Source organism: Paenibacillus sp. MAHUQ-45, assembly GCF_058133325.1.
Map to the genome: position 1 here is coordinate 141,791 of NZ_JBYUPV010000003.1, position 20,113 is coordinate 161,903.

Consider the following 20,113-nt stretch of genomic DNA (forward strand, 5'->3'; position numbering starts at 1 on the left):
AAATTCTCTGTGTTAAGGTATAGTCAATGCGAAAATGTATGCGGGTAGCTGGAGTGATTGGATTTCGTATAGCGAGAATCCGGTGGCGACAGAGGAAGAGTGAGAAACGGGAGTCCGTGACTGACGCGGGTTTAGGGGTTGTGACAGGTTGCTAAATGGTGACTTGTTGCGGCCCTTTTTGTTTTTTGTCAACAGCTTGCAAACAGTCCTCCCAAAGTCTACATGCCGCTTGAAACCTTGCTACTCCTTGTGTCGTAGAAAAACAAAGGATACGTTTCTTACGTACATATGGAGGTGTTACAATTGCGTTTGGTCATTGAGGATATCGTTAAACAATTTGGGGATAAACAGGTTCTTCAGGAAGCAGGATTCACTTTTGAAAAAGGGAAGATTTATGGTCTCCTCGGTCGTAATGGAGCGGGTAAGACGACGCTGTTCAACTGCTTAAGCGGAGAGATAGCTACAGAAGGTGGACAGATGCTTCTGGAGGACAATGGTCACATACGTAAGTTAAGTGGGCAGGATGTCGGGTATGTCTATTCGCTACCGATTCTCCCAGAATTTCTAACAGGTTATGAATTCGTCAAGTTTTTTATGGATATTAACCGGGACAAACTGCAGATGGACAAGAGGATTGACCATTATTTTGATATAATGAGCATGACCATGGAGGACCGACACAGACTTATTAAAAACTACTCGCACGGGATGAAGAATAAGCTGCAGATGCTGTTGTTTCTTATGACAAAGCCGCCAGTAATTCTACTAGATGAGCCACTCACTTCCTTTGATGTGATTGTTGCTTTGGAGATGAAGAATATGCTGCGGGAGATGAAGCGAGATCACATTCTGATTTTCTCTACGCATATCCTTCAGTTAGCCTCGGATCTGTGCGATGAACTGGTCTTATTGAACAATGGAAAATTATCTGGCGTGCCGTCTGAGCTGCTGAATAGCAATGAGTTTGAGCAATCTGTCATTAATCTGCTGAAGGACGATACTCATGTTTAGAACGATTAATATACTGTTGGCTATTCGCATATCCATTATGGTTAATCTGCTCATTTATTACAATCAGAAGTTGCCACTGATCGGCAAGCTGATAAAAGATAGCTTCTACGAAAATCGTAATTTCAAAAAAGTCGTTTCTGTCATCGCAATTTTGCTTACCCATTTGTGGGGATTTATGACTAGCTTCGCTTATGTAGGGATACTTGTCTACTTGCCTGTTGCCAGTTTAGGGGAAGGGTTGACAGAGGAACAAAGCTTGCGGCAGTTTGTTCATATTTTTGCACTTATCAGCTTTGTGGTGGCTAGCGTTAGCAGTGTGACCGTTCTAGAGCCGAAGCGGGAAAAATATGTAGCGGTGAAACTCATGAGACTATCTCCAACGAGGTACATGAAGGCTTCACTTGGATATCGTTATGTGACATTTCTAGTCTATCTATTACCTGCCGTGCTCCTGTTCACAACGCTTGTGGGAGCCACTATTACAGAGGGAGTTCTACTGACAGCCTTGGTAACGCTGTGGCGAATTTTGGCGGAGTATGCGCATCTCAAACTTTTTGAAAAAACTGGCATGGTGCTGGTCAAGCAAAATGTCATCGTCTGGAGCGTCATTGCTCTTGGATATGCTGTTGCGTATTTGCCGCTGCTGATCAACTGGGTACCGCCAACTGAAACGTTTCTGCTGAGTCTGCCTGCCTATCTCGTAATTGCGGCGGGTGGCCTATTAGCAGCGGTTAAGCTAGCCCGTTATTCCGGTTACAGAGAAGCGGTTGATGCCGCTAGCAAAAGGGATGACCCGCTGCTGAACCTAGGTAAAATGATGTCGGAAGCAGAGAAGAATAGCGTTAGAGTGAAGGACGGCGATTATAAGGCGGAGCGGGAGCAGCAGGGCAAGCTAGAGTCAAAGAGAGGCCATGCCTATCTGAACGCTCTCTTTTTCGTCAGACATCACAGTCTGATCAGAGGACCGGTTAACAAACGTTTAGCCATCATCGGTGCTCTCGGAGTAGTAGGTGTAATCCTTATGGTTGTATTTCAGGAGCTAGTACAGCGCCTTAATTGGGGATTGGAAAAAATATTCCCTCTCTTGAGTTTTTTCATGTATTTCATGACCGTAGGAGAAAAGATATGCAAGTCAATGTTCTACAATTGTGATCTCAGTATGCTACGGTATGGCTTTTATCGAAACGCGGCTTATGAACATTTTCGGATTCGGTTTGGAAAAGTGTTAGGAATGAACCTATCGATTGCGGCCGCCCTTGGGGTGTCAGTGACAGCTATCGCCGCTTCAGCCGGAGGAGAGTGGCTTAGTAGAGAACTCATCATGATTTGGATATGCGTTATTTCTCTGTCTGTCTTTTTCACTGTTCATCATTTATTTATGTATTACATTTTCCAACCGTATTCTACGGAGTTGAATGTAAAAAATCCTCTGTACTACTTAGTAAATATGGCCGTATCATCCGCGTGCGGAGTCAGTATTGTTTTGCCAACGCCAGGCCTCCTTCTTACAGAGATTATTTTTATTTTGACATTGATTTACCTATTAGTCGCGTTTGTTTTGGTACGCAAGTATGGGTTTCGCACTTTTCGCGTGAAGTAGCTACGTGCCCTGCTGCAGCCTTCTTTGGGCTTTTTTATCAATAGCTTTCAAACTTACTGAATTAATTTGTATTAGAGCTCCTGCATAAAGAAATCATGTTTAGAAACTATTCCAATGGCAAAATGGATACGGAGACCAGAGGGATATCAGAGTTTAGGGAGCTGGCGAAAAAGTCTGCAGAGATTTTTTCTAGTTGGTGTCAAACGGTCAATAACTATAGTGCTATTCCCGGCAAAGCCGAGGTACAAATTGATTATGAGGCGATGTTGTCAGTAGATTTACCCAATGGATTGAAAAAAGGAGATAGGCTCCAGCTTAAGGGGAAGTCTGTATTTGAAATCCTAGAAGGAAAAATATCGGTAATAGAAGATTATAGTTAAGTAGGCTGTATGGTTGGTGAAATAATGCGCATTGCCATGTAGCTACTTTCAATGAAAATATGACAGCTGGAGTGACTGGATTAGCTATGAGGAAAATCCGGTTCGATGATCGGCGCGCATCAAATGAATCTAAAGGCGATTTGTAACAAAACACCTTCAAGTCCCTGACTAGATCAGTGGGTTCTTGAAGGTGTTTTTAATTTTATTACAGTTACCATGTGCTGCTTTTAACCACATCTTACCCTGTTGTCCGATATACTTCACGGATTGCGTCCTCAATATCCGGCTCTTGAACGCTAAGGTCTCGAATTGGCAGCTTGCCTGAAAGGTCGGCGATCAGTTCAGCTGCCGTAATTCCAGCCTTGTCAAACTGATACCAGAGCTTTAGACCTTCCTGCCGTACAAGCTGTGCCCGCAAATGTTCCGGTGCCTGGGCTTCCTCTGACAATTCAATAACGAGCAGGCGGCTCGGAGCGAGCTTATTAACGATCGTATCCAGTGGACCATCTTCTACGATGTGGCCATGATTGACGACAAGCAGGCGTGAGCATAATTGCTCGACATCGTCTAAGTCGTGTGTGGTGAGGAAGACGGTCATGCGGCGCTCCCGGTTCATTGTCTTAATAAACTGCCTGATCGCATGCTTGGCATCAGCATCAAGTCCAATGGTGGGCTCATCGAGGAACAATACAGAAGGCTCGTGGATCATCGAGGCAGCCAAATCGCCGCGCATACGTTGTCCAAGTGACAGCTGTCGTACCGGTGTATCAATGAAATCCTGAATGCGTAGCACATCGTTTAACATGTCCAGCGTATGTTTGAACTTTTTATCTTCAATTCTATAGATCCGTTTTAGCAGCTCGAATGTTTCTCCAAGGCGCAGATCCCAGTACAGCTGTGTGCGCTGGCCGAATACGACACCGAGCTGTCGTACGACCGCTTTGCGTTCTTTTTGCGGAGACAATCCGCAGACTCGGATGTTGCCTGAGGTTGGGTGAAGGATGCCCGTTAGCATCTTGATTGTGGTGCTTTTTCCAGCCCCATTAGGGCCGATATATCCTACAATGTCGCCTTGCTCAATATTGAAAGATAGGCCATCTACACCTCTTACAATCTTCTTATCGGGCATAACTAGACTGCGTACAGCACCTGCTAGCCCTGTTTTTTTGCGGACAACAACGAATTCTTTAACCAAATCATTGACTTCAATAATGGACATCATCAAGCCTCCTATGAACCAGCACTTTCATACCTGCGCAACCCTTGGCGAAAAACCATATAAGCGACAGCCATACATACAAGCCCCACAATCAATGTTCCGATGGTCATATCTACCGGCAGCTCAAGCGATGTCTTTTTCTCCAGAAAGCTCTCTGCAGGGTAGAAGCTAATGAACCCGATAGGTAGCAGAAAAGTCAGAACTACTTGCACTACATAAGGGTATAGTGTGAGCGGATACATTGTTGTTCGTTCTAATGTTGCAATGGTCATCCCAATGAGGTTGCCGCTGCGTTTAGTCCAGAAAGCCACTGCCCCAACAATCGTATAGATGCCTCCCCGTATCAGAACACCGCCGATAATGGTAATGATAAGCTTAAGAATATTAAGCAGCTCCCAGTTGAAGCCTACTGCATGTGCAGCATACAAGAAGATGACAACACCTGGAATTAGATCAATCAGACCGATAAAGTTAAAGTAACCGGTGATGAATTGGAAAAATACGTTCAGCGGACGCAGCAGAAGTCTATCGAACTCTCCACGTAGTACCGCCGACTCAGTACCCCAGGTGGGAATGAAGAATACAACAACAAGCCCATGGCTTAATAGACCGAGACCATATAAGAACGCCAGATCATTGAAAGTCCATCCTTCTAAGGGCTGGAACTTGTCAACAATTATACGAAGCATCCATATTCCGGCAAAATACTGTGTCGGGATCATCAGCAGCCAACTGACGAGAAATAACGGATATTCAAGCTGCCGCTGAATCGCAAGCTTCGCATAGTAGCCAAATACAGTGAAATAATGTTTGACCCCACTCATGACTGTATCATCCTCCTTGCACCATGACTTTGCCGCGCGCTCTTGACCATATCCAGCTGAGTAGAGCACTGAGCAGAACGATCCAAATCAACTGTATGCCCATTCCGCGTAGTGCTGCCTCTGGCTTCATGAGTCCGATGTACACACTGAGCGGCAACTGGTACGTATACTGAAACGGCAACCAAGCCGATACTTGCTGCAACCATTCCGGAAACAGCCATAGCGGAACAAGACTTCCAGATAGTATACGGATAAAAGCATCCTTCACCATTCCGAGATTACCTAGCTCTGACACCCAGAATGCAACAAGTCCGACCATGGCACTCATCAGCCATAGAATCAGAAAGCTGAGTATGCAGCTGATAACGAACAATACTGCTGCTATCGTACTATCAGGCATCGGAAAGCCAAATAGCAGGGTAGCCATCAGTACGAGCGGAATGGCTTTATTCATCACTGAGCTGACTATGTTGCCTAAATCCTCGGAAAAGTAGATGGCAAGCAGATTCAAAGGACGCATGAAATCAAGAGCGATGTTGCCATCGCGCACTTGGTGGTAGATAGTATCCTGTACACTGGTACTAAATACTGAAGCCATTAGCGTAGAGACCACCGTATACGTAATCATACCGTTCAGTCCGATCACGGAAGCGCCTGAGCCGAGAATGTCACCACCGTAAGCTGCTTTCCAGATGAATACTGACGCTGCAAGCAGAATAATATCGCCGATCATACCAATCCACACATCGAAACGATAGGCGAGTGCAGTCAGCATTCGCATTTTCATCAAATAACCGTAAGCTCTCATTTGCAACCTCTCCATAATTAGAAAAATAAGGATAGCAAAAAATACAATATCAGAGAAAGAGAGATCGGTCACGGTAAATTTTACTTTAATGGGTTTTTTACCAAATGATAATCGAGCTTGTATTACATAAAGCTGAAAACGAAAAAAGCGGCTCTTGTGTATGCAAGGCCGCTACTTGGATATTTTTGAATCGACGATTCTGTAGGTTAGAGAGCGAATCTGTTTTTAATGATTTCGGCAACTTCATCAGGGTTTAGCTTCGTGTTGTTAATTCTGATATAATTTTCCCGCTTAATTTCGCCTTCGAATGAGTTCAATCGATGATGCTCCATCGTTTGTTTCAGATCATGTTCAGAGCGAGCAATATCCCTCTTTGTGGGTTTATGTTCAAGTCTGTGAGGGGTTTTATTACGTTCAATTCTCTCTTCAAGATCGGCTTCAAGTTCAACAAAATAAATTTCTCTGCCTTTGTCTTCGAATATTTTACAAACACCATCTATATAGTCCCAGTCGTCCTGCATATCGAATGCCCACACATAAGTGAAAATTATTCCATGCATATCGCTTGCAGCGGTAGCTTCAAAAATGTCTTGCCGAAACTTACTTACTAATATCCACATTTCAGGACTAAAGTTAAAATAGGGAGCTAACAATTCAATAGTCATATGGTTGTGGAATAACTTTAACTCAGTGATCTTTTCAAGCTCATGTCCGACTGTCATTTTCCCTACTGCCTGCGGACCAAATATTACAACAAATTTCATGAGGCCACCCCTTTGGAATATATTACAATATAGTATCATAATTCGAATCAAGCAGGGTGTTTTTAACAAAACATCTTAATCCGATCGGATAAAATTAAATTAACATTGACAAGGAAAATTGCGGAATGTAATATGAAACCATAGTTATCTACTATTAATAATTTATTACCGCATAACGATACTCACCATACAGTTGGAGGTTCGGAAATTTCGTTAACAGATGGATGTTAACGGAGTTCTGCTGACCTCCTTTTTGTATGCAAAAAAAGGAGTGGAAATCATGAGTAGTCAGTCCAATCAGAACAACTTTCCAAATGCTGCAGAGGCATGTGGGCGAAGCGAGGAGGATTCCCTATCCCAGCGTAGCGTACTGAAGTTGAGTGTTTGCCAATTTTGCGGTTCGAAGATTAGGCTTGAAAAATTTGAAGGGCGTCTGCAGGTGCTCGTGGCTGATGAAGTGATTGCCGACAGCACACGCGCGATCTTGTTCCGTGAAGCGGAGCGGCCGCCTGCCGTGTATTTCCCTCCTGAAGATGTACGTGTTGACTTGCTTCAGCCAACGGATTTACAGACGGTTTGCTATTACAAGGGAGATGCTTCTTACTGGTCCATCCATACAGGCGAGCGTGTAATAGAGAATGCAGTTTGGAGCTACAAGGATGCGTCGGAAGATAGTGTTGCTATTCGCGGATATTTGTCATTTTATTGGAATAAAGTGGATGGATGGTTGAAGGACGGTGAGCCTTTCGAGGATCGTCTTCAGTCTTTATACGCAATATAATGCTCCTAGTAGCTATCAAAAAAACGGAGACCCCTAGTGGTCTTCGTTTCATTTTCTGGTGATTACAACTAAGAAGAGCCCGAAGGTCTTAGCTTTTGGACTGTTCGTATACTTTACTACATCATTAGTGTTTTTATGTTATTGCTATATTATATAAAAGTTATATATATTAGGATGTGTGGGGGTGGAGTATATTTCCGCTGGAGGAGATGCAATGAAACGTATTTACCTGTTGCTAGGGATTTTATTTACTCTTAGCGCATGCGAACAGGCTAATACAAATATTAGCGAAAAGAACACTGCCGTTGTGGCGGGAGATGTTAATACGAAGGATGCTGAAAACACAGAAGTATCATCCATCACGAAAGAGGATTTATCGAAGAATCCCTCTGTTTTTTTAGCTGAAGACGAAAGCGATCCCTTAGTTTGGGATTTTGAAACGGCTTATAAAATGTGTACGGAGGCTCTGTCTGAATATTATAAGGCGATTTGGAATGGCTCGGATATTGATTTGGATACTTATATCGATAACGAAAACCTTAAACAATACATGCACACAAAGATAACTTCTCAATATGAGCTTTTCCTCAAGAACAAGCTTACAGATAATCTGGTGACCGGTATTGATATTAATGCTAGCAAAGTAGAGCAAGTTGGCGGGGATAAGCGTTTTTTCTATTTGAAATTAGATGCACGAGTTGAAAAGGATGTAGGCAGCTTTGCTGAACCCACTGAATTTCTTGTGCAGTATTTGAATGGAAGGTTAGTTATTGTGGATTGGTATACCAATGGAAAGGATAGTTATGATTCTATTGTACGTGAGAAAACCAGACTATAGATAATCCTGAGATCTGGAATAATAATGATTGGGCAAAAAAACTAACGAATTAAATTTTATGTGCGAAAGATCTTTTCGGCTTGTTTCAAAAACTAATGAGTGCTGCCGCCCAATTTGGCGGTCTTTTTTAAAATTACGTTCTATTGTATAATACCAAGTAAGTATATATGTATTATATAATATGGCGTATAGGAGGGCGAGGGCATGAGTAACAAACTAGCGGTAATTCTAGGCGCAGGACCAGGGGTAAGTCTGCATGTAGCCCATAAATTTGGTCAGAATGGCTTTCGCGTTGTATTGGCAGCACGCAATAAAGTCGCTCTTGAGGAGTTTACATCGCAACTACGAGAAGAAGGTATTGCCGCCGACTATATCCTCGTGGATGCGGGCAGCACGGCTTCCATTGAAGCTGGCTTCAAAAGTATCAAAGAGCAATATGGCTCACCAGATCTATTAATTTATAACGCAGCAGTTATTGCGGGCGGCAAGCCGTCTTCCTTGACAAGCGAAGTACTCACTCAGCATTTGCAGGTGGATGTTGTTGGAGCGCTGGAAAGTACACGTCAAGTATTGCCTGATTTACTTGCCAAGAAATCCGGCACCATTTTGTTTACGGGTGGCGGCCTATCCTTGTTCCCTTCAGCCCAGAATGCTTCTTTATCGATTGGCAAAGCCGCAGTGCGCAATTTCGCGCTAACACTTGCTGAGGAATTGAAGCCAGAGGGGATATTTGTCGGTACAGTAACCATTGCTGGTACAGTGAAGCCTGATACGTATTATGACCCGGCGATCATAGCAGATGCTTATTGGAAGTTGTATACCGAGCGCGAGGAACATGAAATTCTGTTTAAGCAGCCATAATAACTAATCTTTTATAGAATAGATCAGGATTTAAGCCAGTCATTCTCATGTAGAGTGAACTGGCTTTTTTGCTTTATATCTGATCAATGACTCACATAGAACAGGTACCTATTTTTGACGAACTGACTCACATAGGCCTTGTTCACATGATATGAAACGACGATTGACAAAATAGAGGATCTACCTAATACTAATTGATAATGATTATCAATAATTGAGATAAAAACCTTACATAGATTGTGGAGCAGAACGGAGTGAAAGGCAAAAATGAAGCTGGAAGATCATATTGTCGCATGGAATCATGCTGCTGTTAAAGTATTGGACATCCGACACACTGTGATGGAGCCTGGGGACAAGCTGCAAGGCTATATATTACCTGCATGTGGATTTATCTATACTGTGAAGGGCAAGGCCAGCATGAATCTGGGCGGCATAGATTACGACGTAGACAGTTACTTTATTATGCATGGTGGCAAAGGAATGAGACTCAGCATAGAACCAGAGGAGATTTTTGAATATTACCTATTATTCTATAGAGCTTCGTTGCCAGGGAGAAAGGATTTAGCAAGACTTTTGGAACGCAGCAATCCATTTCGGATGCAGTATGGCTTCGAGTTATTGGAGCCATTGCCATTGCACTATCAACTAATGGCAATGGAACAACTCTGGGCCCAAGGAAGTCTATTGGATAGAATCCAAGTTAAGGGCTTGTTCTATCAGTTCGTGCATGAATTAATGAAGCAGTTTGCCAAGGATGGGATTAACCGCAGGCAACCGGATGTTATTGGGCAGGTTGTTCGCTATATCGAGGAGCATTATCGTCACAATTTATCGCTAGAATCTATAGCCGAGCAATTTAATTACAGCCCGCGTCATTTATCGACGCGCTTTAAGGGAGAGACGGGCTTCAGCTTGATCGAATATTTGATCCGATTCCGGCTTCAACAAGCAGAAGAACTATTACGATTTACCGATGCTCCACTTCGCGCTATTGCAGAAGAAGTTGGATATAACGATGTATATTATTTCAGTCGTATGTTCCGTAAATATAATGGTCAATCTCCTATCCGATTCCGCAAGGAAAGCAGGCAGATGATCCCATCGGAGAATTCTCCATTTACCGCCGCCGGATTGTCCATTGGCGAGAACATATCATCTCGCTATAATGTGTTTGAATATGATAATCATTATCAACACAAAAATATCGGAGGGTCTTCACCTATGCGAGTAACAAAGACATCAAGTTTTATTGTAGTGATGCTATTGAGCTTTACCTTGCTTTTAAGTGCATGTGGATCTGCAAACGTGGGCTCGAATGCCGCGAATTCTAATGGATCTAAAGCTTCAGAAGTCACAACATCAGCAGCTAATAATGCAACTGACCATACCAATAAGGAGGCACAGACAAGAACCATCTCTACGCTGAAGGGAGATATTGTCGTGCCGGCTAATCCCGAGCGGGTTGTCGTGTTATATCTTCAAGGAGATCTTATTGCACTTGGCATTAAGCCGGTAGGTACTTCGGATGTCTTTGAAGGAGCGCCCTTTGCAGAAATGATGGAGGGTGTTAAAAATCTGGGTGCATGGTATGAGCCTAATCCAGAGGCTATTATGGCACTAAAGCCGGATTTGATCTTAGTTCCTTCTGAAGAAACTTACGATAGGGTTAAGGATATAGCACCGACCGTTTATATTCCTCAAGATACAATGGCGACGGATGAACGTGTAATGAAGATTGGCGAAGTGTTTGGTAAGGAGCAGGAGGCACAAGCTCTATTAGATCATTTCCACGAGAAGGTGGAGAAGAGCAAGCAGAAGCTTGATGAACTGGGAATTTTGGATAAGACAGTAACCATTATCGAAGGCGGCAAAAAAGAGATGGCGGTGATCGATAGCAAGCTTTACGGAAGGGGCTCTCAGATTATCTATGAATATTTAGGACTAAAGGCGCCAGAAATTATTCAGAAGAAGATTGATGGAAGAGAGAAGGCTACTGGAGGGTTTGTTTCCTTAGAAGTGTTACCTGAGTACATAGGAGACTTCGTGTTCCGTTCTGTATGGGATGGGGCTGATGATTTGACGGACAATCCAATTTGGAACAGCATTCCAGCCATCAAAGAAGGTAGATTGATCGAAATTGGATTTGATTTTTCATATTATTCCGATATCTACTCTCTTGATAAACAGCTCGATTTTGTAGTTGAGAAGCTAGTGTCAGCGTATGAAAAAAAATAGAAAGCTAGATGATAGAACAACCGTAATACCTCATCTTGAGCGGAAATCGTATTTCGGTCTGTTTTTACTCATAGGGATACTGCTGCTGCTGCTTTCGGCAGCAGCTTCTATCTCTTTTGGTTCTGCTTCCATGAGCCTGACAACGGCATGGACAGCGATTTTTAATTTTGATCCAGAATTGACTGAACATCAGATTATTCATGCCCTTCGTATTCCGCGTACGGCGGCTGATATTATTGCAGGCATGTGTCTCGCGGTAGCAGGAGCGGTTATGCAAGGCTATACGCGAAATCCGCTGGCTGATTCGGGATTAATGGGAGTAAATGCAGGAGCAGCTTTTGCAATGGCCGTTACACTAGCTTTCCTTCCAGGGCAGCTGCAGACAACTACACTGCTAGTTAGTTTTATTGGCGCAGGGCTTGGTGCAGGATTAACGTATCTTGCCTCTTCATTGAATCGTTCAGGAATGACGCCGCAACGACTGGTGCTAGCTGGAATGTCAATTACTATGCTATTTGGCGCTATAGGATCATTTATCTCATTAAACTATGGAATTGGTTATGCCCTTGCTTATTGGACATCAGGTAGTGTGGCAGGAGCGACATGGATGGAGATAAAACTAGTCATTCCTTGGTTCTTGGGTGGGCTGGCTTTGTCACTATTCATTTCACGCTCCATTACTGTTTTAAACTTGGGAGAAGAGATCGCGAAAGGATTCGGGCAACGGATCGGTTTCGTTAAGATGCTAGCTACGCTTGCAGTTCTTTTACTTGCTGGTGTATCTGTTGCACTTGTAGGGCCAATCGGCTTTGTAGGGTTGATTGTACCGCATATCATGCGTTTTTTTGTAGGCGTAGATTATCGTTACATTATTCCGGCGTCAGCCATTTATGGGGGCGTACTTATGGTTGTAGCGGATATTGCGGGAAGATTGATTAATCGTCCGGCAGAGACAGCGCTGGGCATTATTTTTGCAATGATTGGTGTGCCTTTCTTCTTGCTAATTGCGAGTAAAGAGAGGAGAGCTGTCAAATGAGTGTTGTTAAATCTTATAAGGCGACAATATGGGTTCTATCTCTCTTAATACTGCTTATTGTAGGAGCTATTCTAAGTCTTAATATGGGGAAAATGTCTCTCAATCCACTTGAAGTATTCCAAGTATTGATTGGACAGGGCCCTGAAGAGCATCATCTCGTTGTTTATAAGTTTCGTCTTCCGCGAATTGTATTAGCGATACTTGTTGGATTTGGGATGGCCCTGGCAGGCGCTGTTATGCAGGCGCTGTTGCGCAATGATCTAGCTGATCCCGGCATGCTTGGTATTAGCTCAGGTTCAGGTCTTATGGTGCTATTAATTATCTCGACTGTAGGCATTCAAGGTGCCACTACAGCATTTTTATTGCCGTCTATGGCATTCGTGGGTGGTTTGCTGGCAGCCGCGCTGATTTATGTTCTAGCTTATAGAAAACATCGTATGATTTCATCTACACGACTTGTTCTGACTGGCGTTGCGATTAATGTGGGGTTAAGTGCACTAACGTTATTTCTGACGTTAAAGCTGGATGACCAAAAGTATGAGTTTGCACAGCGTTGGCAAGCGGGATATTTATGGGGAGACAAGTGGCCCTATATTAGTTTGTTGTTACCATGGGTATTGTTATTATTCATATACATTGTGGCCAATGCACGAATATTAAATGTTTTGGTGTTAGGCAATGAAACATCGATAGGACTAGGAGTTGCTTTAAAGCGGAAATTTCTATGGCTGTCGATTGCGGCTGTCGCCATTGCTTCTGGTTGTGTAGCGCTGGGGGGCTCCATTTTCTTTATTGGCTTGATTAGTCCGCATGTGGCTCGCAAGCTGGTAGGTCACGATTACAAAGTACTTCTACCAGCTTCAGCGCTAATTGGTGCGATATTGCTGCTTGCAGCGGATACGATTGCTCGAACGGTCAGCTTTAAGACGGATATTCCCGCAGGGATTATTGTTACGATGCTGAGTGTGCCTTACTTCCTATATCTATTAATGCGTTCCAAATGAATATGGATTATGTTAAAAGTCTTTGAGCATGCTCGAAGGCTTTTTGGCATACGAAAAAGATACGAAGCTGTTTGACAGTGAGCTGTAAGCTAGCAATGCATAAATAAGTAGTAGCAGGGCTGTATTTGTTGTCTATGCTGAGCCTAATTCGGGGTTTTGGAGAGCTGTAGAGGCAATGTTATTGCATCCATTTTCGGGAGAGAACGTAGCTTATCTTTCATGTTTCTGTTTTTTGACGTATAATACCAAGTAAACAGATGCGCATTTTATTTATTGGGAGGGTATACTTATGAGTACACAACAAACAGCAATTTCAGCTGAGAGATTGCAAAAGGCTTTTGCAGAGGCGCTGACATTTGAACAGTTCGTCGATCAGGCTGAAGTGAATCAGGAAAGATTACAAACGAATTTTGAAGGCTTTGCGCTAAACGATGAAGATCGGGCTTATTTTGCATCATGGGCTGAACCGGTAAATGTGCTGGTGTTGGCTCACGATTGGTGCGGCGATGTTGTGTCCAATTTACCGCTCTTCGCAAAAATTGAGCAGGAAACCGGTAAGCTGAAGCTGCATATTTTGAACCGTGATCCTGATAATTTAGATATCGCAGAATTATACCCGCATCCAGACGGCAAAAGCCATATTCCTACTTATGTATTTTTTAATGATAAGGGAGAAGAGCAGGGCATCTTTATTGAAAGACCCGAACAAATTACAGCTTTGTTCCCTAAGTGGGGAGAGCAGTTCTGGGACCTGAATCCGGAATTGGAAGGACGGAATCAAGCGATTGCTGAATTAGACCCGGCAGTGAAACAGGCTTATTATAAATATTTGCTTTCACAGCGTGCAGATACTAAGGATGTCGAAAAACAAGGAATCATCAGCATCATTCAATCCATCGTAAAATAAAGCTTTTTTACTTTAATAATACTGACATACTGATTAATACCGCCGCAGTTTGGCGGTTTTTTTGTGCAGTCACAAACGTTAAATGGTCTTTACGAATCATTTTCCTAGGAAGGACTTGTACCTCCACCCACTGGAGAATGTAAGCTGTGTTTTAGCTAGCGGCTAGCATTTAACTATAAACGGAGGTTCAATGCTTATGAGGTTATTTGAAGTTTTGATTATTGTTTTCAATATATTGTTGATCGGCTGGATTCTATTATTCAAGAACAAATCGCAACGAGGACTGCTTATGGGCTTCGGTGTTTCCGCCATCATTATGTTGGTGCATGGGGTCGTTGAAGGGATGCGCTGGCCGATGATTCCGGCTTATGTCATGACGGCGTTGCCACTCGTGATCTTCGCTGTCAGATTGAAGTCGAAGTCTCGCCAAGCGGGGGAACAATCAGCTCGAAAAAGATCCATTGTAAAGCTCGTCTTGCTGACCTTGCTGACCGTTATTTATTCAGCAGTTACGGTAGCCTTGCCGGTATTACTTCCCGTATTCACCTTTAACAAGCCGGCAGGTCCTTACAAAATCGGCACAGTCACTTATGATTGGAAAGATGATCAGCGGGACGAAGTCCTCACGCCAGATACGAGCGACAAGCGCGAGTTAATGGTCCAAGTCTGGTATCCTGCTGATGCAAAAGCGAAAGGAAAAACAGAATTTTATCATCCTGAGCCTGATATTTTTGCGGAAGGATATAGTAAAGTTTTTAAGATGCCCAAGCTATTGTTTACGGCTTTCGGTAAGGTCCGTACACATGCCATAGAAAATGCGGAGATTTCCAATGCGGAGTCGTCTTACCCGGTGCTTATTTTTTCGCATGGCTTGAGCGGAACTAAAATGCAGAACACCTTTCAAATTGAACAATTAGTTAGTCATGGTTACATTGTAGTGGGCATAGATCATACCTACAGCAGTACAGCTTCCATTTTCCCGGATGGGCGTGTGGCGTATTATCAACCGATAGACATGACCTCCACTGGCCCTATGGACCAATTGAATGATCAATGGGTAGGGGATGCTGAATTTGTGCTGGATCAAGTGGAGAAGCTGGCGGCGAATGATCCGGAACATCGTTTTACAGGCCGAATGGATATGAATAATGTGGGGATGTTTGGCCATTCCTTTGGCGGGGCAACAAGCGTTCAAATGGTAATGAAGGATGCTAGAGTGAAGGCTGCTATTAATATGGATGGAGTGTTATATGGTAAACTGCGTATTCCGGAAGAAGGACTGAACAAGCCGTTTCTGATGATGAGTGCGGATAGCAGTCTGGAGGCTTTACAAAGCACGGATAATAGTGAGCTCTCTTATCTTGGGAAGAAGCTCATGGAGCGCTTTGATCATATAGCTGACGGCGGTAACTACTGGATGACCATAAAGAACATGACACACATGGGCTTCACCGATATTTATCTGCTCTCACCACTGTTTCAATTGCTTCAAAAGGGTGATATTCGAGAGGCGCACAGCCTTATTAATGATTACTCGCTGGATTTCTTCGATCATTATTTAAAAAAGAAGCCACTTCGGCTATTAGAGCAAAATATTGGTGAGCATCCGACGTTCACGCTTCAAAAAGACTGATATGAAAAAAAGACTTGAATCTCCACCTACTGGAGATTGTAAGCTGTATATTAGCTAGTGCTAGCAACTTACTATCAACATGGAGGTTCAATGCTTATGAGGTTTTTTGAAATTGTGTTGCTTGTTTTCAATATTTTGCTGATCTGCTGGATTTTATTTTTCAAGAACAAGACACAGCGTAATTTGCTAATTGGATCCGGGATTTCCGTCATCCTCTTGCTGCTGCACGGGGTCATCGAAGGTATGCGCTGGGCGATGGTTCCGGCGTATGTGTTGACGGTAGTGGCATTATTGTTGTTCGTTGTCAGATTGAGATCGAAGTCTCGTGAAGTGGGGGAACAGCCTGCTCGAAAAAGATCCATTGTAAAGCTCGTCTTGCTGACCTTGCTGACTGTTATTTATTCAGCTGTAGCGGTAGCCTTGCCGATATTACTTCCCGTATTCACCTTTGATAAACCTACGGGCTCTTACAAAATCGGTACAGTTACTTATGATTGGAAAGATGATAGTCGGGACGAGGTCCTCACGCCAGATCCAAATGACAAACGTGAGCTAATGGTACAAATCTGGTACCCTGCTGATGCCAAAGCGAAAGGGAAGATTGCGGCCTATCATTCGGATGCCAATGCTTTTGTTGAGGGATATAGCAAGATGTTTAACTTCCCTAAACTGTTATTTTCATCTATAGGTTATGTCAAGACGCATGCTATAGAGAATGCAGCGATTTCTAATGCGGAGCCGTCCTACCCGGTGCTTCTATTTTCACATGGTCTGACTGGAAATAAAATGCAGAACACTTTCCAAGTCGAACAATTGGTTAGTCATGGTTACATTGTGGTCGGCATAGACCATACCTATAGCAGTACCACTTCTGTTTTCCCGGATGGACGGGTAGCACCATTAATTATGCAAGACATAAAGTCTATTACCGATCTGGATAATGCCAATGAACAATGGGTAGAAGATGCCAAGTTTGTATTGGATGAGGTCGAGAAGCTGGCCGCGAATGATCCAGACCAACGTTTTACCGGCCGGATGGATATGAATAATGTGGGGATGTTCGGCCATTCCTATGGGGGAGCGACAAGTACGCAAGTGTTGATGGCGGATTCCAGAATCAAAGCAGCCATTAACATGGATGGTGTGTTATATGGTCAGCGGCGTATTCCGGAAGAAGGGCTTGGCAAGCCGTTTATGATGATGAGTGCAGATTCCAGTGTAGAGAATATTAACTCCACTACAGAAGGCAGCCCGATCGATATGAAGCAGGAAGTCCTGCCGCGGTTCGCTAATATCACTAAGGGTGGTAACTACTGGATGATCCTGAACAAGACGACGCATATCAGCTTCACTGATTTTGTTTCGTTCTCACCACTTTTCCAACTGATGCAAGGACGCAATATTGGGGAGGCTTACAGCCTAATTAACGATTATTCGCAGGATTTCTTTGATCATTACTTGAAAAATCAGCCTTTCCGGCTATTGGAGCAAAATATTGGAGAGCATCCGGATTTTACAATTTTGCATGACTAATGAAAACTGCGAACAGCCCGAAGCCTTAGCTTTTGGGCTCTTCGCAGTTATAGGTCATATTACAAATTCATTTTTCGCTGCAAGTTTTGAAAGAACACGAGATTCCCTTCTGAGAATAAATTTATTTGCGGACTCATGATGGAACATAACCTGTTGAGGCGTTCAATAAGAGGTGTACGAGTCTGCCGGGCATGTTTCATATAGGATTTAAGGAAATCCTCGTTATAGATGGTTTGTTCAACATTGCCGTATAGCGAGAACGACTCTTCAATGATCGCCTGAACTTCAGGACTGTCAGCTGATTTTTTTGTCTCCACCGCCTGGGTCAATCGAAGATAGAAATGATCCAGTTTCTTGATCCATCTAGCTGCATCATAACGGGGCTGAAGTTCTTTAATGAAGAATGTATAGTTAGTGTTCTTCACATCTTCGAAATATTGAGGATCATTTAAGATTTCTTGCAGCTCATTCCAGGCAGCTATTTGTTTCGCTGTTGTTTTCTCTTGATTGACAATATATTTATTGAAATAATGCAGCATAGGATCCTGCCATTCTGCGGGAACTCCATCAAAGAGATCAGAAGATTCCACTTTCTCGCCAATAAATTGTTTGCGTTTATCAGTATTCGATGCTTTAGCTTGAACAAGATCGTAAATGTAATTAATGGACGAATCCCCTTGTTGCTGCTTTGCTTGTTGTAAAATAGAGATCATATTCGTAAGTGCGCTAACCTGAATGGACAGTGATTCAATCTGCCAATCGAGTGCTTTGTCAACCGATAAGGCTCCAGATAAGAGCTGACTGATATCTTCAATACTAAAATCCAAATAGCGCAGCGTTGTAGTAAGCTCTAAACGCCGAATATCTTCCATCGTATATAACCGGTGCCCTCCCTCCGTATGAGTGGAGGGCTTAACCAATCCAATCTCATCATAATAGCGGATGGTTCTGACCTTAGAGCCAATCATTTTGGCAACTTCCCCGATTGAATAGGTCTGTAGTTCTGTATCGCTGTCTGAATACAAATGCTGTACCTCCAATGCTAGAACTTCTGTCTTCATGATTAAAGTTTTACTGCAATTATACTGCGCACTGCTCATTGAATTCCAGCCGTATTTCCTGCATTAAGATAGAATCAAAAGGACTCGAATCTCACCTACTGGAGATAATAAGTTGTATTAGCTAGTGCTAGCAACTTACAATCTGCATGGAGGTCATTACATATGAGGTTTTTTGAAATTTTGTTAGTGGTTTTCAATATTTTATTGATCGGCTGGATTCTATTCGCTAAGAACAAGACGCAGCGTGGCCTGCTCATTCTATTCGGGATTTCCGTCATCATCATGCTGATGCATGGAATCATAGAAGGTATGCGCTGGCCGATGATTCCGGCGTATGTGCTTACGGCTGTGCCACTTTTGTTTTTCGTTATCAGATTGAGATCGAAGTCTCACAAAGCTGGAGTACAAACACCTCGAAAAAGATCAACTGCAAAGCTCATTTTGGTGACCTTGCTGACCGTTATTTATTCAGCTGTTACGGTAGCCTTGCCTTTGTTACTTCCCGTATTCACCTTTGAGAAGCCGCGAGGTCCGTACAAAATTGGTACGGTTACTTATGATTGGAAAGATGATAGTCGGGACGAGGTCCTCACGCTTGATCCTAATGACAAACGTGAATTAATGGTACAAGTCTGGTACCCTGCTGATGCTCAAGCGAAAGGGAAGGTTGGGGTCTATCATTCGGACATCAAAGCCTTTGCTGAGGGATATAGCAAGGTGTTTCATGTCCCTAAGATGTTGTTTACTTCTATAGGTTATGTGAAGACACATGCTATAGAGAATGCAGAGATTTCTAATGCAGAGCCGTCCTACCCGGTGCTTCTATTTTCACATGGTCTAACGGGGAATAAAATGCAGAACACCTACCAGGTCGAAAAATTGGTCAGTCATGGTTACATCGTGGTCGGCATAGACCACACCTATAGCAGTACCGCTTCTGTGTTCCCTGATGGGCGGGTGGCACCATTAATCCAGGAAGAGAGCAAATCCATCACCGATCTGGATCATGCCAATGAACAATGGGTAGAGGATGCCAAATTTGTACTGGATCAGGTGGAGGGGCTGGCGGCGAATGATCCAGACCAGCGTTTTACCGGGCGGATGGATATGAATAATATGGGGATGTTCGGTCATTCCTACGGCGGAGCGACCAGTGTGCAAATGTTAATGACGGATTCCAGAATCAAGGCAGCTCTTAACATGGATGGTATATTATACGGACAGCGGCGTATTCCGGTGGAAGGCTTAGGTAAGCCGTTTCTGATGATAAGTGCGGATTCCACTGTAGCGTATATTCACACAACCACAGATGGCCCGATTGATATGAAGAAGGAGGTCCTGCCGAGGTTCGCTAATATCACTAAGGGCGGAAACTACTGGATGATTCTGAATAAAACGAGGCATGGCAGCTTCACCGATTTTGTGCTATTCACACCGGTTTTCCAATGGATGCAGGGAAGCGATATCCGAGAGACCCATGATCGCATTAGCGATTATTCGCAGGATTTCTTTGATCATTACTTGAAAAAGAAGCCTTTCCGGCTATTGGAGCAAAATATTGGAGAACGTCCGGCTTTTACGATTTTACATGACTAAATATAACTACGAACAACCCAAA

Annotated in this window: 18 protein-coding genes and 1 pseudogene; 14 read left to right on the plus strand and 5 right to left on the minus strand. The window is 43.4% G+C overall.

The features are described from left to right. Positions 1-16: 16 nt before the first annotated feature. The 4 genes and pseudogenes from AC3Y23_RS07935 to AC3Y23_RS07950 all read left to right on the plus strand — a co-directional run. Positions 17-103, plus strand: a pseudogene (locus AC3Y23_RS07935) (sulfurtransferase); the annotation flags it as partial. Between the two features lie 200 nt (positions 104-303). Beyond that, positions 304-1,011, plus strand: a complete 708-nt coding sequence (locus AC3Y23_RS07940) for an ABC transporter ATP-binding protein (RefSeq protein ID WP_379197454.1) — start codon at positions 304-306, stop codon at positions 1,009-1,011. Continuing rightward, entirely contained in the window at positions 1,004-2,611 is a 1,608-nt protein-coding gene (locus AC3Y23_RS07945; RefSeq protein ID WP_379197456.1) for a hypothetical protein, read from the plus strand. Before AC3Y23_RS07940 ends, AC3Y23_RS07945 begins: the two co-directional genes overlap by 8 nt. Before the next feature lie 122 nt (positions 2,612-2,733). After that, on the plus strand, positions 2,734-2,991 hold the full coding sequence (locus AC3Y23_RS07950) for a nuclear transport factor 2 family protein (RefSeq protein WP_379197458.1): 258 nt from the start codon (positions 2,734-2,736) through the stop codon (positions 2,989-2,991). Positions 2,992-3,229: 238 nt separating this feature from the next. On the opposite strand, the gene AC3Y23_RS07955 is transcribed toward AC3Y23_RS07950, so the two are convergent. The 4 genes from AC3Y23_RS07955 to AC3Y23_RS07970 form a co-directional block, all read right to left on the minus strand. Continuing rightward, a complete protein-coding gene (locus tag AC3Y23_RS07955) occupies positions 3,230-4,210 on the minus strand; it encodes an ABC transporter ATP-binding protein (protein ID WP_379197460.1) in 981 nt (326 codons plus the stop codon). A gap of 11 nt (positions 4,211-4,221) precedes the next feature. Then, positions 4,222-5,034, minus strand: a complete 813-nt coding sequence (locus AC3Y23_RS07960; RefSeq protein ID WP_379197461.1) for an ABC transporter permease — start codon at positions 5,032-5,034, stop codon at positions 4,222-4,224. Between the two features lie 7 nt (positions 5,035-5,041). After that, positions 5,042-5,842: an ABC transporter permease gene (locus AC3Y23_RS07965; RefSeq protein WP_379197463.1), complete on the minus strand. Its 801-nt coding sequence runs from the start codon at positions 5,840-5,842 to the stop codon at positions 5,042-5,044. Between the two features lie 206 nt (positions 5,843-6,048). After that, the gene (locus AC3Y23_RS07970; RefSeq protein ID WP_379197465.1) at positions 6,049-6,606 is read right to left on the minus strand and encodes an AAA family ATPase; all 558 of its coding nucleotides are present in this window, start codon (positions 6,604-6,606) and stop codon (positions 6,049-6,051) included. A gap of 280 nt (positions 6,607-6,886) precedes the next feature. Here AC3Y23_RS07970 and AC3Y23_RS07975 point away from each other — a divergent pair, with 280 nt between their 5' ends. From AC3Y23_RS07975 to AC3Y23_RS08015, 9 genes are all read left to right on the plus strand, one after another. Continuing rightward, positions 6,887-7,387, plus strand: coding sequence for a DUF427 domain-containing protein (locus AC3Y23_RS07975; protein WP_379197467.1), 501 nt, complete (start codon positions 6,887-6,889; stop codon positions 7,385-7,387). A 214-nt stretch (positions 7,388-7,601) separates the two neighbouring features. After that, positions 7,602-8,225 carry a hypothetical protein gene (locus tag AC3Y23_RS07980; RefSeq protein WP_379197469.1) on the plus strand — a complete coding sequence of 208 codons (624 nt, stop codon included), beginning with the start codon at positions 7,602-7,604 and terminating at the stop codon, positions 8,223-8,225. A 204-nt stretch (positions 8,226-8,429) separates the two neighbouring features. Continuing rightward, positions 8,430-9,086 carry an SDR family NAD(P)-dependent oxidoreductase gene (locus AC3Y23_RS07985; RefSeq protein WP_379197471.1) on the plus strand — a complete coding sequence of 219 codons (657 nt, stop codon included), beginning with the start codon at positions 8,430-8,432 and terminating at the stop codon, positions 9,084-9,086. Between the two features lie 267 nt (positions 9,087-9,353). After that, on the plus strand, positions 9,354-11,321 hold the full coding sequence (locus tag AC3Y23_RS07990; protein WP_379197473.1) for an AraC family transcriptional regulator: 1,968 nt from the start codon (positions 9,354-9,356) through the stop codon (positions 11,319-11,321). Next, positions 11,308-12,357 (plus strand): FecCD family ABC transporter permease, encoded by a 1,050-nt coding sequence (locus AC3Y23_RS07995; protein ID WP_379197475.1) that lies wholly within the window; start codon positions 11,308-11,310, stop codon positions 12,355-12,357. Before AC3Y23_RS07990 ends, AC3Y23_RS07995 begins: the two co-directional genes overlap by 14 nt. Continuing rightward, on the plus strand, positions 12,354-13,361 hold the full coding sequence (locus AC3Y23_RS08000; protein WP_066369909.1) for a FecCD family ABC transporter permease: 1,008 nt from the start codon (positions 12,354-12,356) through the stop codon (positions 13,359-13,361). Before AC3Y23_RS07995 ends, AC3Y23_RS08000 begins: the two co-directional genes overlap by 4 nt. 289 nt (positions 13,362-13,650) lie before the next feature. Beyond that, positions 13,651-14,268: a thioredoxin family protein gene (locus tag AC3Y23_RS08005; RefSeq protein WP_379197477.1), complete on the plus strand. Its 618-nt coding sequence runs from the start codon at positions 13,651-13,653 to the stop codon at positions 14,266-14,268. A 196-nt stretch (positions 14,269-14,464) separates the two neighbouring features. Continuing rightward, complete coding sequence (locus AC3Y23_RS08010) at positions 14,465-15,901, plus strand: alpha/beta hydrolase family protein (protein ID WP_379197479.1); 1,437 nt, start codon at positions 14,465-14,467, stop codon at positions 15,899-15,901. Between the two features lie 96 nt (positions 15,902-15,997). Beyond that, positions 15,998-17,434 carry an alpha/beta hydrolase family protein gene (locus tag AC3Y23_RS08015; protein ID WP_379197481.1) on the plus strand — a complete coding sequence of 479 codons (1,437 nt, stop codon included), beginning with the start codon at positions 15,998-16,000 and terminating at the stop codon, positions 17,432-17,434. 59 nt (positions 17,435-17,493) lie between these two features. On the opposite strand, the gene AC3Y23_RS08020 is transcribed toward AC3Y23_RS08015, so the two are convergent. After that, positions 17,494-18,495 carry a MerR family transcriptional regulator gene (locus AC3Y23_RS08020; protein ID WP_379197483.1) on the minus strand — a complete coding sequence of 334 codons (1,002 nt, stop codon included), beginning with the start codon at positions 18,493-18,495 and terminating at the stop codon, positions 17,494-17,496. A 162-nt stretch (positions 18,496-18,657) separates the two neighbouring features. On the opposite strand from AC3Y23_RS08020, the gene AC3Y23_RS08025 reads away from it, so the two are divergent. Further along, the gene (locus tag AC3Y23_RS08025) at positions 18,658-20,091 is read left to right on the plus strand and encodes an alpha/beta hydrolase (protein WP_379197485.1); all 1,434 of its coding nucleotides are present in this window, start codon (positions 18,658-18,660) and stop codon (positions 20,089-20,091) included. Positions 20,092-20,113 lie beyond the last annotated feature (22 nt).